The organism is Wolbachia endosymbiont (group A) of Andrena fulva (genome assembly GCF_964026815.1).
Classification (GTDB): Bacteria; Pseudomonadota; Alphaproteobacteria; order Rickettsiales; family Anaplasmataceae; genus Wolbachia; species Wolbachia pipientis.
The window spans coordinates 118009-134605 of sequence record NZ_OZ034701.1 but is presented as its reverse complement, the minus strand read 5'-3'; the positions used below and the strand labels follow the sequence as shown (position 1 = coordinate 134605).

The 16597-nt window shown below is 36.2% G+C and carries 15 protein-coding genes and 1 tRNA gene; 7 read left to right on the top strand and 9 right to left on the bottom strand.

Annotation, left to right across the window (positions count from 1 at the left end):
• Positions 1-183: 183 nt before the first annotated feature.
• Positions 184-1377: a bifunctional 2-C-methyl-D-erythritol 4-phosphate cytidylyltransferase/2-C-methyl-D-erythritol 2,4-cyclodiphosphate synthase gene (locus AAGD84_RS00670; protein WP_155969285.1), complete on the top strand. Its 1194-nt coding sequence runs from the start codon at positions 184-186 to the stop codon at positions 1375-1377.
• 612 nt (positions 1378-1989) lie between these two features.
• The gene (locus tag AAGD84_RS00665; protein ID WP_264723110.1) at positions 1990-2151 is read left to right on the top strand and encodes a hypothetical protein; all 162 of its coding nucleotides are present in this window, start codon (positions 1990-1992) and stop codon (positions 2149-2151) included.
• Positions 2152-2159: 8 nt separating this feature from the next.
• Here AAGD84_RS00665 and AAGD84_RS00660 read toward each other — a convergent pair whose 3' ends face one another.
• A complete protein-coding gene (locus AAGD84_RS00660) occupies positions 2160-3224 on the bottom strand; it encodes a 5-(carboxyamino)imidazole ribonucleotide synthase (protein ID WP_006279559.1) in 1065 nt (354 codons plus the stop codon).
• Positions 3225-3323: 99 nt separating this feature from the next.
• Here AAGD84_RS00660 and apaG point away from each other — a divergent pair, with 99 nt between their 5' ends.
• Positions 3324-3725 (top strand): Co2+/Mg2+ efflux protein ApaG, encoded by a 402-nt coding sequence (gene apaG / locus AAGD84_RS00655; RefSeq protein ID WP_179951370.1) that lies wholly within the window; start codon positions 3324-3326, stop codon positions 3723-3725.
• Between the two features lie 177 nt (positions 3726-3902).
• Positions 3903-4796 (top strand): Rpn family recombination-promoting nuclease/putative transposase, encoded by an 894-nt coding sequence (locus AAGD84_RS00650; RefSeq protein ID WP_264374022.1) that lies wholly within the window; start codon positions 3903-3905, stop codon positions 4794-4796.
• A gap of 10 nt (positions 4797-4806) precedes the next feature.
• Here AAGD84_RS00650 and AAGD84_RS00645 read toward each other — a convergent pair whose 3' ends face one another.
• A complete protein-coding gene (locus AAGD84_RS00645) occupies positions 4807-6324 on the bottom strand; it encodes an iron ABC transporter permease (RefSeq protein WP_341818178.1) in 1518 nt (505 codons plus the stop codon).
• Between AAGD84_RS00645 and AAGD84_RS00640 the strand changes: the two genes are divergently transcribed.
• Both AAGD84_RS00640 and AAGD84_RS00635 read left to right on the top strand, forming a co-directional pair.
• Entirely contained in the window at positions 6215-6445 is a 231-nt protein-coding gene (locus AAGD84_RS00640; RefSeq protein WP_264723484.1) for a hypothetical protein, read from the top strand. The genes AAGD84_RS00645 and AAGD84_RS00640 overlap by 110 nt on opposite strands.
• Before the next feature lie 89 nt (positions 6446-6534).
• Positions 6535-7341 carry a rhodanese-related sulfurtransferase gene (locus AAGD84_RS00635; protein ID WP_341818033.1) on the top strand — a complete coding sequence of 269 codons (807 nt, stop codon included), beginning with the start codon at positions 6535-6537 and terminating at the stop codon, positions 7339-7341.
• Positions 7342-7382: 41 nt separating this feature from the next.
• Here AAGD84_RS00635 and AAGD84_RS00630 read toward each other — a convergent pair whose 3' ends face one another.
• The 6 genes from AAGD84_RS00630 to terL all read right to left on the bottom strand — a co-directional run bounded on the left by AAGD84_RS00630 (position 7383) and on the right by terL (position 14771).
• The gene (locus tag AAGD84_RS00630) at positions 7383-7553 is read right to left on the bottom strand and encodes a hypothetical protein (RefSeq protein ID WP_265038132.1); all 171 of its coding nucleotides are present in this window, start codon (positions 7551-7553) and stop codon (positions 7383-7385) included.
• Positions 7554-7564: 11 nt separating this feature from the next.
• Positions 7565-8866, bottom strand: coding sequence for a group II intron reverse transcriptase/maturase (gene ltrA / locus AAGD84_RS00625; RefSeq protein WP_338476458.1), 1302 nt, complete (start codon positions 8864-8866; stop codon positions 7565-7567).
• On the bottom strand, positions 8851-9360 hold the full coding sequence (locus AAGD84_RS00620) for a hypothetical protein (RefSeq protein ID WP_341817816.1): 510 nt from the start codon (positions 9358-9360) through the stop codon (positions 8851-8853). Before AAGD84_RS00620 ends, ltrA begins: the two co-directional genes overlap by 16 nt.
• Positions 9327-10526: a hypothetical protein gene (locus tag AAGD84_RS00615; RefSeq protein ID WP_341818032.1), complete on the bottom strand. Its 1200-nt coding sequence runs from the start codon at positions 10524-10526 to the stop codon at positions 9327-9329. Before AAGD84_RS00615 ends, AAGD84_RS00620 begins: the two co-directional genes overlap by 34 nt.
• A gap of 57 nt (positions 10527-10583) precedes the next feature.
• Positions 10584-13034, bottom strand: coding sequence for a type I DNA topoisomerase (gene topA, locus AAGD84_RS00610; RefSeq protein ID WP_341818031.1), 2451 nt, complete (start codon positions 13032-13034; stop codon positions 10584-10586).
• A gap of 276 nt (positions 13035-13310) precedes the next feature.
• Positions 13311-14771 (bottom strand): phage terminase large subunit, encoded by a 1461-nt coding sequence (gene terL / locus AAGD84_RS00605; RefSeq protein WP_341818030.1) that lies wholly within the window; start codon positions 14769-14771, stop codon positions 13311-13313.
• Positions 14772-15525: 754 nt separating this feature from the next.
• Between terL and AAGD84_RS00600 the strand changes: the two genes are divergently transcribed.
• Positions 15526-15599, top strand: a tRNA-Arg gene (locus tag AAGD84_RS00600).
• An 8-nt stretch (positions 15600-15607) separates the two neighbouring features.
• Here AAGD84_RS00600 and AAGD84_RS00595 read toward each other — a convergent pair.
• On the bottom strand, positions 15608-16558 hold the full coding sequence (locus tag AAGD84_RS00595) for a complex I NDUFA9 subunit family protein (protein ID WP_012673411.1): 951 nt from the start codon (positions 16556-16558) through the stop codon (positions 15608-15610).
• Positions 16559-16597 lie beyond the last annotated feature (39 nt).

Sequence of the window (16597 nt, the reverse complement as noted above, 5' to 3'; positions counted from 1 at the left end):
TCATTTTTTACTAAAATTTAGTTGTTTAATCCGCAGGCAAAGATAGATTTTGAGCTCTCTAAATATCTCTTTTGCTATTATAATTATGCTAGTTAATAGGGGAAGTAACTTTTATATGATGTCAGAAATTTTATTTTTCGGAAAGAATCTTGGATAGAGAGGAAAGCTTCTACAAAAAGAAATATGTGCGCTAAGAAATACAAAATAGCAGCATTAATAGTTGCAGCGGGAGTAGGCAGTAGATGCAATTCTACGATTCCTAAGCAATATATAAAACTGGCAGGTAAATCTGTTTTATTTCATACAATTAAAAGATTTCTGGCTAACCAATATATAGATTACATAAGAATAGCAATTAATAGAGACCATGAAAGTTTCTATGAGAAAGCTATATCACTAATTACAGACACTAAATTACTAAGCCCTGTATACGGAGGAGAAAACAGGCAAAGTTCAGTTAAACTAGGGCTTGAAAGCTTACAAAAAGTTAACCCAGATTTTGTAGTTATACACGATGCTTGTAGGCCTTTTGTGTCAGATGTTCTGATAGATAACTTGGTTGAATCTATGATTAATGATCAATATACAGGAGTAGTTCCAGCAATAGAAGTTGAAGACACTATGTCATTGGTGAGTAATAGTTTTATTGAATCTACGATTTCAAGAGGAAAGCTCAGAGCCATACAAACCCCTCAAATTTTTAATTTCAAAGAATTATTATCATGCCATCAATCAGTCAAAGAATTTACTGACGATTCATCACTAATGGTAGAGCACAAAAAACATGTTGCGATTATTAAAGGTGAGAAAAGCAATTTTAAGTTAACCACAAAAGAGGATATCAATATGGCAAAGCTTCTTTTTGAAGAGCCAAAATTTCGTGTCGGAGCCGGTTATGATATACATAAGTTCATTAAAGTTCAAAATGGTGCTGAAAGCTTTATAAAAATTTGCGGTGTGAAAATTGAACACAACATGGCAATAGAAGCGCACTCTGATGGTGATGTTGCAATACATGCAATCGTTGATGCAATACTCGGAGCACTGGGATGTGGCGACATAGGAGAGCACTTTCCTCCTAGTTCCTCTGAATGGAAAGATTGCAATTCATCTCACTTTCTTGACTTTGCTGCTAAAAAAGCAAAAGAAAAAGGGTACAGCGTGTCTAATTTAGATATTACTATAGTTTGTGAAGAGCCTAAAATATCGCCTTACAAAGTAGAAATGAAGAAATTCATATCAAAAGCATTAGAAATTGATGATGAATTTGTAAATATCAAAGCAACCACTGCAGAGAAATTAGGTTATATTGGAAGAAATGAAGGAATAGCAGTGCATGCTTCTGTGTTATTGCATACAAACTTTTATTGGAAATAGAAACGAAAAAACTTACTTGACACCCTTCGCCAGCCCCCTTATCATGAAACTGAAGCTATTTATTTATCTTCTCTGTACAGATTAAATGACAAAAAAACTCAACGTATTTGGCGTCTCATGTTTAATTTTTTGCACTATGTGCACCTTATGTCTTTATCAAATTTCTAGCTATACAAGCTAAAATGCGCTTATAAAGCATTTAAAACATCAAAAAACGCCAACTTAAAAAATGGATAGTGAGTAATTAGCTACCCTAGGTTTTCTTTGCCTTTTTTTCTGTTTAGTAAATTTCTTAATGTTTATAATTTAGATTAGTTGCGGCTTAAAAGCAGATGAATCGCGGTTATTAAACGTTTAGAATAAAAAAACGCCATACTTGAAAGTATAATGTAAGTAACTAGCCAACCACGGGGCTTCTTTTGCCTTTTTTTTCGTTTGGTAAATTTCTTAAACATTTATGGCTAAACGACAACCGTCATCCCGCTACGTGTTAGCGGGATCTAGAGATACCGCGGCGGCATGACGTAGGACTGCTGTCATTCAAGTAGCTGACGCTGGTTTCCATCCAAGAGGGTGTCATCCCAGTGCCCAGACACTGGGATCCAGAAAAGTTTGCTTGTAAGCAAGCAAACTAGCATAGAAAGTGGTTACAACGTTTTCGATGAGATTATATGGAAAACTGGATCCCAGTGTCTGGGCACTGGGATGACACCCTTCCTGGCGGAGATTATTCTCATATCACAATGTTCGTACAGTTGTGGCGGTATGACGTAGAAAAACTGTTAACTTAAATCTATATTGACATGTCCCATTTTACGCTTATCTCTAACCTCTTTTTTCCCATATATGGTTAAACTAGCTTTTTCGTTGCTCAAATACTTATGAGAATCATATATATCATTACCTATTATATTTTTTGTCATACAAGGAAAGCGTAATACTACTTCCTGCATAGGTAGCCCGCATATTATCCTAACTAGCTGTTCAAATTGACTAACGTTACATGCATCCAAGCTCCAGTGGCAAGAATTGTGAGGTCTGGGAGCTAGTTCATTAACTAACAATTCGTTATCTTTAGTAACAAAAAATTCAATAGCCAGAATTCCTATTACATCAAGCGCATTTGCTATTTTCTTTGCAGCTCGTTGTACCTCTTGAGTTAATTTGCTATCTATTTTAGCTGGCACTGTTGAAGTATCAAGTATTCCATCAACGTGGTAATTTTCTGCTATAGGAAAAAAAGCTACTTTACAGTTTTTATCTCTTGCAACGACTATTGAAACCTCTTTCAGTAAATCAACACTTGCTTCAAGAATGTACTCTGTATTCCAATCAAAGGAAGCAAATTGCTTCACTTCAGAATCATTCTCAAGCACATATTGTCCTTTTCCATCGTAACCCATTTCTGTTGTTTTCAGCCTTATTGGATAGCCAAAAGCTCTACTGCTTTTCAGTAGCTCATTATAATTTTGTATACTCTTATAGTTAGCAGTTTTTATACCCAAGTTTTTAATAAAATCCTTTTCTCTCAGTCTGTTCTGCGAAATGTGTAACGCTTTTTTACCCGGATAAAAATTTACATCGATATCAATTGCACTACATGGAATATTTTCAGACTCAATAGTAACTAAATCCACACTCTGTGCAAAAGATTCAAGAGCTTTCTTATCAGAGAAATCTGCTATTGTGAAATCATCAGCAACAGAGCAAGCCGGATCGTCTTTAGCACTGGCAAAAACATGTGTTTTTTGTCCAAGTTTTGTTGCAGCGATAGCAGTCATTTTACCTAATTGTCCACCACCTATTATTCCTATTACTTTTTTGCTCAGCGCATCTGGTTCATTCATACTATAAATTGATATTTCCTAATTAAAGTATACTTGAAAAATCTATGAAAAAAGTATATAATTAGAATGTTATCTTTTTATCATGAATATTCTATAATGATTCTAGAATACACATTGACTACCAACTTTGTTGAAGTTACAGTTTTACCAATTTACATTGAAGAGCAATCCATTCCTTATGAAAATTGCTATGTATGGATGTATAACGTTAAGATAAAAAACAAAAGCCAATCAACTATTCAATTGTTAAGTCGTCATTGGCAAATAATAGATTATAAGGGCAAAGTAAATGAAATTGCCGGAGTTGGTGTTATCGGAGAACAGCCTGTGATAAAATCTGGAGAGGTATTTAAATACACAAGTGGAACCTACTTAAATGTACCGTCAGGAATAATGCAGGGTAAGTATGAATTTCTGAATGAAGAAAGCATAAAAGTTTTTGAAGTTATGATACCACCCTTTTCTTTGGATAGTCCATACATCAAAACTAGACCCCATTAACTGTCAAAATAGTTTATTTGTAACCAGACTGCATTCTGTGATTTTTAGCAAAGCACGATCTTTCATTTGAGCTTTCTTCAATTTAAAATAAATACAGAAACTAGCTATCTTCAAAAATATGGTTGAATAATTGTTAATAATAGTGTATAATTATTAATATTTTCAAGCATTTTTGCCATGGCTCTTTCAAAATTTCTCGATCCTCGCAATGATTTGTGTTTCAAAAAAATCTTTGGAACGGAAAAAAATAAGAATATCCTGATCCACTTTTTGAACGATATTTTAGGGTTTACTGAGATAAATGCAATACAAGAAGTTGAGTTTCTTAGCACTATTATGGATCCCGAAGTTGCCTCTGATAAACAAAGTATTGTTGATGTTCTCTGCAAGGATTCTCACGGAAATAGATATATAGCAGAAATGCAGCTCGCTAGAGACAAGGGCTTCGAAAAACGCGCTCAATTATATGCCGCTAAAGCCTACTCAAGACAATTAGATAAATCTGGCAACTACATTGATTTAAAGAAAGTCTTCTTTATTGCTATATCAAATTGTAACTTACTTCCTGAAGAAGTTGATTATATTTCTACTCACAATATACGTGATATAAAAACTAACGGCCATTACTTAAAAGATTTTCAGTTTGTCTTTATTGAGTTGCCTAAATTCGCAAAAAATAAAGTAGAGCAGTTAGAAAGTATAGTAGAAAGGTGGTGTTTCTTTTTTAAATACGCAGAAGAAACAACAGAAGAGGACTTAAAAGAGATAGCAGAAAAAGCGCCAATAATAAAGCTAGCATATGATGAATTAGACAAGTTTCGTTGGAACGAAAAAGATTTAGTAGCTTACGAAGAAAGGATAATGGATCTACGGAAAGAAGAAGCCATTCTTGAATACAGACTTGATCTTGCTACTGAAAAAGGCAAAAAAATTGGTAAAGAGGAAGGGAAAATTGAAGGGAAAATTGAAGTCGCAAAAGCAATGCTGGCTAATAATGTTGATGTCAACACTATTGTCAAGTTTACTGGCCTTTCTATTAGTGAGATTGAAGAATTAAGTGGAAATCTGTGAACGGTTACGTTTATTTTTTATCCTTATCATCAAGTGTAAATAAGGTTATTGTAGAGATTAAGCCTATTATAACTATTATTAACGAAAATGGGGCAGCTTCTCTATAGCGCTCATCGCTTACAAGTTCATATATTCTAGTTGATATAGTTTCAAAATTAAATGGTCTTATAATAAGTGTTGCTGTGAGCTCTTTGATAGTATCCATAAATACGAGCAAAAATCCCGATAATATACTCTTCTTGATGAGAGGGATATGAACATTCAAACATGTGGAAATAGGTCCATGACCCATAGTATATGCAGTCCACTCAATTTCATTTGGTGTTTTTTTGAGCCCTGATTCTACCGCCTTGAAAGATATAGCAAAAAAACGAAATAAATATGAGTAAACTAATGCGCCAATAGTTCCTACCAAGCTAATTTCCACAATATATTGAGTAATGAAAGAAGATATTCTGCTTAAAAATATTATTATGCTAATTGCGATAATTGCATTTGGAATTGTGTAGCCTAAAGAAATGAGACGTGCTACATTATTGATTACCTTACTTTTACGCGCCGTATATCCAATCATTATTGCAATGCTAATTGAGATTAATGCGGTAATAAATGATAAACTAACGCTATTTGCTATTATATTATAGAACCTTGCTTCGTATATGAAAAACCCCTTCTCTATGCTCCAATATATGAGTGGAATCATTGGCAAAATAAACCCTATCAATATTGGTAATGCACACATAACATAAGTGCAAATTAACGGTATAGCACCACTTACACCCCGTTTGTTGTGATAATCTGCATTAGTGTTGATTGAAGAGTAAGATATTCCTTTTTTTTGTAGTTTTTTTTCGATAGCTATTAGTGTTGCAACGAAAATCAATTCTGCAACTGCTAAAACAGTAGTTGAATATTTATCATGCAGTAAAAACCAGGTGCGATATATTCCTGTCGTAAAAGTATCGATAGCAAGAAACTGTGGTGTGCCGAAATCTGTAATTACCTCCATTAGCACCAAGGACAACCCAGCTATAATTGATGGATGTATGGAAGGTATGATGACAGAAAACAGGCTCTTCAATGAGGAGAACCCAAGTGTTGACGCAATAGTGACTGAGTTACTAACATTCTTTAGACTTGAGCGGACTAGCATATAAACGTATGGATATAAACTAAATCCCATTACTAATATTCCACCACCTAGGGATTTTATTTCAGGAAACCAATAGTCACCTTTGCCCCACTCTAAAATGTCTCTTAATGAGCTCTGCACCGGACCTGAAAATTCTAGTGTATTCACATAGACGAACGCTACTATATATCCAGGAATCGATATCGGAAAGAACAAAGCAATCTCAAAAATTTTACTTCCAGGAAATGAAAAAAATGTGGTGAGCCATGCTGGAATCACTCCAAATATGAAGGATATCCCCCCCACTCCTATCATCAAAATTAGCGTACTCAGTATATATTCAGGGAAAAGTGTGCTGATTACCCATCCAGAATTTGCTGATTCTGTAAATAGAATCGATATTAACGATAGTATAGGACAGACGAATAATATACTTACTGAAAATAAGAATATATTTTTAAATACTCTCAAAAACATTAATTTGGATCTATATTTGATATTAAAATGTTATATGTAAAAACTAAAGATATCCAGTAATTAACAGCCGTACTATTGAATATCTTTATAATTTTGTATATCATGTTTTTAGTTGATAAGTGAATAATCATGAGCTTCGTCATTGCAACTTTCTATCACTTTGTAGAACTCTCTAATTATTATGACATGAAAGACGAAATAAAAACTGCATGCGACAACATTGAATTAAAGGGTACTATACTCCTTGCAGAAGAGGGTATTAATGCAACCGTATCTGGTGAAAGAAACGCGATTGATAAAATATTCGATTTTCTACGTTCTGATTATAGGCTAAGGGACCTTACATGGAAAGAGAGTGCAGCAGAATATCAACCATTTAGCAAGATGAAGGTAAAATTAAAAAGAGAGATTGTGAATCTTGGTGTAGGCAATCTTGATATTTCCCTTAAAGGTAAATATGTTGATCCAGAGCATTGGGATGATTTTACTTCTCAACCTGACGTTTTAGTAATAGATACACGAAATAAGTATGAAGTGAAATTAGGCAAGTTTAAAAATGCAATCAATCCACATACTCAGCGTTTTCGCGATTTTCCTGAGTGGGCAAAGTCTTTCTCTGAGAGTAAAGACCTGAAAGTAGCTATGTACTGCACTGGTGGGATTAGATGCGAAAAATCAACAGCGTACATGAAAAATCTTGGATTTAGTGATGTTTACCATCTTAAAGGCGGCATTCTTTCTTACCTTGAAAAAACTTATAATAAAAATGGTAATTGGGAAGGTGAGTGTTTTGTTTTTGATGATAGAATTGCTGTTGATAACTCACTTACTCCAAGCAACACAATAAAATGCATACTCTGCTCAAATCAAGTTTCAACTGATAAACTGAAATCAGTTCCACGTGGCCAGGTGGTTTGTTTCAACTGTAAACTTTAGCATTAGAAAAAAGCTCCTGTACTAGAATTTAACACGGATCTTCAACAACTCCTTCGTGGTTGCATATTGTTTAATTCAGTGCTTTCAAGATATGTACTGTTCGGTAGAAGCTGTAGCTTTACTCCTCTCGTTTGAGTTTTATTACTACAACTCCCCCTAAAGAACCGTGCTTGCAGATTTCCCGCACACGGCTCATCAATATTAGTTTTCACAGTCGTCCCTCTTATGCATATAAAGAAAAATGTATTTTTGGCTTTGGTAATGGATTTACTTCTACGTAGTGTACAAACTGTTCCCAGGTCATACTCTTTTTCTGACTACGCCGATTTATCCATTTAAATGCTAGCTTTCTTACTGATGTGTAAAATTGTTTCAAACACCAATAATTTCCGCTAATACCAAAGTAGTTATAGTGTCCTGTTAATTTAGCCTTCAGTACTTGCCACCAATCTTTAAGTCGAATACTTCCGCGGACTATTTTCAACCACTCCTTGATTTCTTTTAGTTTTCTGGCTAGATTTAACTTAGAGGTTTTATGTCCCATCATTAATCTACCACGACGACTTTTTGCACCATAGTGCGTAAACCCCAGAAAATTGAAACTTTCCGTCCTTCGTTTCTCTCTTATCGCTCGTTGCCACTCCCTCTTGCCAAACTTTACTACTCTGGTCTTGTTTTCAGATACTTCCAACCCAAATTTATTTAGCCTTTGTTTCAGTAATTCCAGAAATTCTTCCGCGTCTACCTTACTTTCGCAACAAACCACAAAATCATCGCAAAACCTTATTACTTGTATATATCCTCTGGATCTTGGTTTAAATTTCTTTTCTATCCATAAATCCAACACATAATGTAAGTATATATTTGCTAATACAGGACTTACTATACCGCCTTGTGGTGTACCTTGTTTTGTTGCTTCATAATTTCCAGCTTCGACTATCCCTGCCTTGAGAAACCGCTTTACTAACCACAGCAAATTTGGGTCAGTTATTCGTTCCCTTAGACACCTCATTAGCCATTTATGCTGTATATTATCGTAGAACTTCTTGATATCCACTTCTACAATGTAGTTTATTGGCTTGTACATAACTGCTTTATCTAGTGCATTTACCGCTTGATGACAGTTTCTTCCTGGTCGAAATCCATATGAGCTGTCCAGAAAGTTTGCCTCGTAAATATTTTCTAATATCTTCTTCAGCATAATCTGTACTAATTTATCCTCGGTCGATGGTATTCCGAGTCCGCGTTTCTCTTTACTTCCAGCTTTCGGTATATATACCCTCTTTACTGGTTGTGGTTGATATTGCTTCCTCTTCATACTTTCTACTAGCACTTCGAGTTTCTCATTCAGATTTTCTCCGTATGATTCCACTGTTATCTGGTCTACTCCACAAGCCTTGTTACGCTTCAGTTCTTTATAACATCTCGCAAGATTCTCTGTATTTATCAGATGGACTAACGATGTGAATTTTAGTCGCTTATCTTGCTTTGCTCTTACTGCTATCTGGTTTAGTTTATATCGCATGTTATTCCTACCTCCGTTGTATTGGCATAGCAATCCCTATTCCAGTTACTATATTGCTGATCGCTTCCCCTTGTACGTGGCTTTCCCACATTCTGAGTACTATCAATCAGTCCGACTTCCCCTGCATCTTCCGCTAGTTCTTGCCTTTGTTGACTTGTTCCAACGTACCTTAATAGGAATGCATGGGATCTCCCAAGTTCACTTGAAGTCCATTTCAATACATGGCACGGTCTCAGATCCCGATAGAGTGAGTGATAACTTGCCTTTACGTTATCCTTCATGCTGTCTTCCATGGCCATGAACATGTCGACCTCTATGTCTTCAGGTATTTCGGGACTCCACTCCTTCACTTCCGTTGTGCCCTGCATTGTCCATCCCACTAGCTCTATTACACTCGTTACCTCATGCAACATAGTGGTCTGTTCCAAACTGTTGGCTAGACTTTGTTTGTGTTGGATTTTCACCAACTGTTCTCCAAGCACTTCTTGGCGCACCTTGGCGCACCTTGGCGCACCACAGCATAACCCACCCCAGCTCCGAGTAACGCGCCAACCACAGCAGATGCAATAAACGCTGCAACAGAAACACCAACAGGAGTTAAAGCAGCAGCCCCTAAACAATATGCTGCAACTAGACCAATAACTAAACCAACTGTTGCTCCACAAATATAGTATTTGCTACTGCTTTTAAGTTTTTCTTGCGAGTTTGATACCTCATCCTGCAATTTTACGTTTGCACCTTTACCGCTAATCTTGTAACCAATTATATTAAGTGAAGGAAGATTTTTTTTGAGTTTATCTAATTCTTTTGCAACTTCATTGCTAATCTTGCAACCAATTAAATTGAGTAAAGTAAGATTTGTAAGTTTGGTTAATTCTTTTGCAACTTCAACACCAATATTGCACCCAGCTAAATGAAGTGAAGTAAGATTTGTAAGTTTGGTTAATTCTTTTGCAACTCCAACACTAATCTTGCACTTACCTAAATCAAGTGAAGTAAGATTTGTAAGTTTGGTTAATTCTTTTGCAACTCCAACACTAATCTTGCACTTACCTAAATCAAGTGAAGTAAGATTTGTAAGTTTGGCTAATTCTTTTGCATCTTTAACACTAATCTTGTGCCCAGCTAAATTAAGTGAAGTAAGATTTGTAAGTTTGGTTAATTCTTTTGCAACTCCAACACTAATCTTGCACTTACCTAAATCAAGTGAAGTAAGATTTGTAAGTTTGGTTAATTCTTTTGCAACTCCAACACTAATCTTGCACTTACCTAAATCAAGTGAAGTAAGATTTGTAAGTTTGGCTAATTCTTTTGCATCTTTAACACTAATCTTGTGCCCAGCTAAATTAAGTGAAGTAAGATTTGTGAACTTAGCTGATTCTCCTGCAGCTTCAACACTAATCTTGCACTCACTTAAATCAAGTGAAGTAAGATTTATAAGCTTAGCTAATTCTCTTGCAACTTCAACACTAATCTTGCACTTACCTAAATGAAGTGAAGTAAGATTTTTGAGCTCAGCTAATTCTTTTACAATTTCAACACTAATCTTGCACTCAGTTAAATCAAGTCTTGTGATATTTGGTATGCCTACTAACTTACTTACATCCGTGTAATCTAACCTACATAAAGCTGGAGTGTCGCCCTGTGTGTAAAATATCATTTATCCCACCGCATTATTAGAGTATATTTTAACTTTACCTAATATTTCAATAAAAGTCTACTTCTTACCCTTAATCAACTCTAAAGCCTTCTCCAGATCTATACTCTCAATATCTGCACTCTTGCCCAAAGCAACGTTTGTTTTACCGCATTTTATATAGAATCCGTACCTACCGTTGCAGATAAAAACTTCTTTTCCCTTTTCATTAACCCCGAGAGATTTTAACTCTTTGCGTGGACTGTTTGCAATAATTTGTACAACTTCGCTCAATTCTGTATTCAGCACCTCTTTGGAGCTTTTCTTAAGAGAAAAGTATTTACCATCATAGAAAATATAGTATCCAAATCGTCCAAGGCCTATTTTTACTTCCTTTCCGGTTTCAGGGTGTTCTCCGATTACTTTCGGCAAGGAAAGTAACTGAGTAGCGGTGCTCAGATCAATATCATTAACATTTATATCTTTTGGTATAGAAACCGCCTTTTTCTTTTCTGACTCATTATTAAACTGCAGGTAAAGCCCAAAAGGACCTTTTTTAATTACTACCTCTTGTCCTGTTATATCATCTATACCTAAACTTTTTGGATATTCTGAATTGTCGTTACTGCCCGTAATTTCTTTTGTATGGTTGCATTCAGGATAGTTAGAACATCCAAGGAACATCCCGGCTTTTCCAAAGTTCAATTTCAATATGCCACCTAAGCAATCAGGACATTTCGTATTCACCTCTTTTTTTCCTTCTTCTGAACAAAACCAATCGATTACCAAATCGTGAATGCCGCTGAAAACTTCATCATGCGTCATTTGCTTGACAGAGTTTACATGACCAAAAAATGGCACCCAAAAGTGGCCTAATTCTTTTTTCCAATCTGCATGTCCATTTGAAATTAAGTCAAGCTTTTCTTCCATTTGTGCTGTGAAATCATACTCTACACAACGCTGAAAAAAAGTTTCTAAAAATATAGTAACGATTTTACCACGACTGCTTGGAATAAACCTTTTGCTATCCAATGAAACGTACTCACGATCTTGTAATACCGAAATAATTGTTGCATAAGTTGATGGGCGACCTATACCGATTTCTTCCATTTTTTTAACGATACTTGCTTCACTATAACGAGGTGGCGGCTGAGTGAAATGCTGTTTTGGCTCAACTGAAATCAGCTTACATGCTTCCCCTTCCTTCATGGCAGGTAGCAGGCCTTCATTTTCGGCTTCCATGTTATCTTGGTAGACTCTATAAAAACCATCAAAGAATATACTCGACCCACTTGCTCGCAGAACTACTTTCTGGTCAGTAGAACTAATTTCGACTACCACTTGATCAAGAATCGCCGACTCCATTTGACTTGCAATGGTCCTTTTCCAGGTTAAATCATACAATTTAAATTGCTCTGGCGTTAAGTAATCCTTAATACTACCCGGTGTTCTATTGATATCAGTTGGACGAATTGCTTCATGTGCTTCTTGAGCATTTTTGACCTTTTTTACATATTTACGAGGAGACTGCGGTAAATATTTATCACCATATAATGACTTAATTGACCCTCTAATTGAGTTTATAGCCTCATCTGCAATATGAAACCCATCTGTACGCATGTAAGTTATCAACCCTACAGTTTCACCACCAATATCGATACCTTCATATAAATTTTGCGCTATGCGCATAACACTTTTCACATTAAAATACAGTTTATTCACTGCATCTTGCTGAAGACTTGAAGTAATAAACGGAGGAAGCGGGTTTCTCTTAACTTGCTTGCGTTCTACTGTGCTTACAGCATATTGCCTTGATTCAATCTCCCTGACTAAGTTCTTTGCTTCTTCTTCATTCTTAATATCAAATTTTTCTAGCTTTTTATTGTCATAGTGGCTTAGCATAGCAAAAAAAGCCTCATCTTTGCTATTTTGCATTTCTGCTTTTATGCTCCAATACTCCTGTGTTATAAATTTACTAATTTCATCTTCTCGTTCGCATATAATCTTTAATGCAACAGACTGCACTCGCCCTGCAGACTTGCTTCCCGACAATTTTGTCCACAGCAGTGGTGACAAACTAAATCCAACTAGATAATCCAAAGCTCTACGTGCTTGTTGTGCACGCACTAAATCCATATTAATTTCACGTGGATTTTTTATTGCTTCTTGTACTGCTCTTTTTGTTATCTCATTAAAGACTACTCTATAAATGTTGTTTTCATTACTGATTGCTTTCTTTTCTTTTAATGTCTCTATCACATGCCAAGCCATTGCTTCCCCTTCTCTGTCTGGGTCTGTTGCAAGATATATATCTGATGTTTTGCTTGCGGCTTTTACTAACTCTTTTATATACTTTTCTGCTTTTTCAATGGTCTCATACTTTATAGCAAAATCATTATCCGGATCGACGGAGCCGTTTTTTGCTGGAAGATCCCTCACATGTCCAAAGGATGCAGCTACTTTGAACTCTTTACCCAAATATTTACCTATCGTCTTTGCTTTCGCAGGTGATTCAACTATTAATAATGCCATATTGTTAATTATTTTAGTACTTAAAGATAATATGTTGAGAAATATACAATGAAAAGTAAAAAAATATTTTAATGGTTCTTGTGAATTTTACAAAGTAGGTTCTTGACCCTCTTTAGAAAACCCTTGGACGTTGATATTTTCAAGCGACTTTGAAGGCTCATTACAATAGTATATGATCGCAGCAGCAACGAGAAGCTAGATTCCAGTGTCAGCTACTTGCATGACAAAAAAAGGAGCGCTGGGATGACATCCTCCCTTGTGGAAATTGCTCTCAAATCACAATGCCCGTACAGCCGTAACCCTAGAGGTACTGTTTCTCACCCACTGCAAATATTGCACGGTACTGTCCACTTGGTCGTCGTGGCGCGTTTCTGGGAACATTAAAATCTCATACTCAAAATCGTTCAGCCATACTGCTTGGTGCAGCAGAAAAACCTTGCCAGACTCTATCATCGGAGCAATCCGGTGGAATCGAGTGAGCTTACCATCATGTGGCACTATTTCGATAATGGGCAAATGACTGTTTGCCTTCAGCTCTTGTGCTAATTGCTGACCACTTGTTTTGGCTTCGATCAAAATCGCGTGTGGTGACCATCTTGCAGCTAGTGATAAAACTTGTTCTTTAAGCTTTGGATACTCAAGCTTTGCGCGATATACATCAAGTAAATAGAATTTATTATCTATTTTTGCCCAGGTGGTGCAGACACTAAAGTTGCTCATGTTACTTGTTGAAACCGCAGTATCCCAACTTTGAGTTACATGCGAAAGATCGTCAGGAAAATTTCTATAGCGCTTCAACCACTCTCGTTTAATTATACCACTTGAAAGTGGCAGAGGGTTCTGTTGATATTGTGCAGCAAAAGCGTAACTCCCAAGTTCAACCTTTATCATCTCAACTTCTTCTTTTCCTCCATCGAGGGGATATAGCAACTGACCTTCTTCTCTTGAGTATAAAATCCTTGCAGGTGCAATGCGTGATACTGGTTTATTATACAGCCACCCGATGCGCTCATTTATAGTTACTTGGATGACAGGAACAGGAGGCGCTGGCTTTTTGATTGAATAAATGATCTCCTTATTTTCAGAAATCATCGGTAAACAAGTATGGTTCCATATGTTTTTCGGTTTGGAGAGAAGGTGCCCGGTTAAGTCCTCCTGGTGTAGCCTGTGCATCACAAGAACGATGACTCCTTTTTTTCTATCGTTGAGCCTGGTTACTAAAGTCTGGTCAAACCAGTTTGTAGCACGCTTTCTAAACGTTTCACTCAAAGCTTGAGCAGAACTGAGCGGATCGTCCACGATGATGAAATCTCCACCTTCACCGGTTAACGTCCCTCCAACTGATGTTGCAATTCTGTATCCTCTCTGCACTGTTTGAAATTTATATTTAGTATTCTGATCTTTGGATAGTTCTACTTCTGGAAATAGCGCTCTATACCAACTAGACTGCATCACGCACCTGGTGTCGAGCGAGTGTTTTTCGCTAAGCAGCCGGGAGTAACTTGCAACTATTATTCTTGCAGTTGGCTGATTTCCCAGTATCCATGCGGGCCACGCAACACTTACACATATGGACTTCATCGAACGCGGAGGCATATTGAATATTATTCGTTTCACTTCACCAGCGCTCGCTGCTTCCAGCCTATCTGCTATGACTTTTATGTACCGATAATTATTATACTCACACCCCGGCACTACCGTTTGAAAGCATAACTCAATGAATTTTAGAAAGTTCATGATATAATGTTGAAACCAGCGCGTGACGCTGGGATGACAAAAAAAGGAGCACTGAAGGCTATAGGTGAGACGTCGCGGTATCTCTAGATCCCGCTAACAAGCAGCGGGATACTTAGGGATGACGGTTGTTGTTTAGCTATAAATATTAAGAAATTTACCAAATGAAAAAAAGGCAAAAGAAGCCCCGTGGTTATTATCCGCTTTAAAATATTGGCGTTTTTTATGTTTTAAACGCTTGACAAGCAAGATTAAGCTGCTTTTAATTGCAACTAACTTACGCTGCAAATGTTTAAGAAGTTTACTAAGCAGAAAAAAAGACAAAGAATCCCCGAGTTAGCTAGTCTTTTACTATCTCTGTCGAGTATTGGCATTTTTTGATGTCTTGTAACGCTTTATAAGCGCGTTCAGCTTATTTAGATAAAAATCTAGATGTAGATGAAGTTTTGTAAAGACATACAGTATCTATATACTGCAAAAAATTGAACATAAGACGCCGATACATTAAGTAATCCTTACCTTTTAATCTGCAGATTGGCGAAAGCAAATACAATAGCTTCAGTTTCATGATAAGGGGACTGGCAAGGCTTGTCAAGCAAGTTTCTATATAATATTTTCTAAAATAAATAGACTTCTCGCATCCAATTTTGGCAGCGCGCGACACACAACTGCAATGACAAGGTGTCGCAAGATAAACATCATATTCACACGAAGTACTTGACTTCACTTGTACTAAGAAGCATTTTATATATGTTGTGTGCCCGTAGCTCAGCTGGATAGAGCAACAGCCTTCTAAGCTGTGGGTCGTAGGTTCGAATCCCACCGGGCACACTCTTTTATCAATACTTTCTATAAATCTTCAAGTACTCTGGCACCACATTTTCAATTGCTAATGGTCGAACCTTCATTGTTTCAAGGTCAACTGACTTTTCGATTGAACTATTCATCATAACTTTCACCTGATCTTGAGTAAGCATAGGGTTCGTATCTCCGGTTATTGGTTTTAGCAGCATAGAAATAATTTTATTTTCTAAAAAGAAAGCTATTAACTTTGCCATTGGAAAAGATACATTGATCAACAAACACTTTCTGTTAGTAACATTCAGAATAAACTTCAATAAGCTTTTGAAAGAGTAAACCTTTGGTCCACCCATGTTATAAATTTTCTTGTCTTGCTTATTAAAACTGATAATACGATATACCACTTCAGCTAAGTCTGTTACACATATTGGCTGAAATTTAGTTGTTCCATTGCCAATTAGTGGTAAGAAAGGAAGAATAGTTGCTAATCTTGCAAATTTATTAAAGAAGTTGTCTTCTTTACCAAATACAAGGCTTGGCCTAATTATTATTGCTTTTTGAAATGCTGAAGTTACAGCTTTTTCACCTTCCAATTTACTTTTGGCATATTTTGACAACTTGCTATTTTCTATTCCCATAGCAGAAAAATGTATCATCATAGGTACATTTTTCATTTTTGCAGCTTTTGCTATCCTTTCAGCTATTTTAACGTGAACAGCGTAAAAATCGTGCTTTTTTGCTTCATATAATATTCCCACTAAGTTTATAGCTACATCACATTCTTCCATACCCTCCAGAACTGATTTTTCATCAAAAAAATCGCCTTTAAATATTGATATTTGTCCTAAATTGCCACACAATTTTAAACAAGCAGCTTTTTCCTGATTACGAGTGAATATCTTTATTAAATATCCTTCTGCTGCCAAGCGTCTTACGATGTGTTTCCCTATAAACCCCGTTCCACCAAAAATAATTACACGTTTTGTCACAATTAAAGTTCCTAATAATTTGTTACTGTAAATTAATAC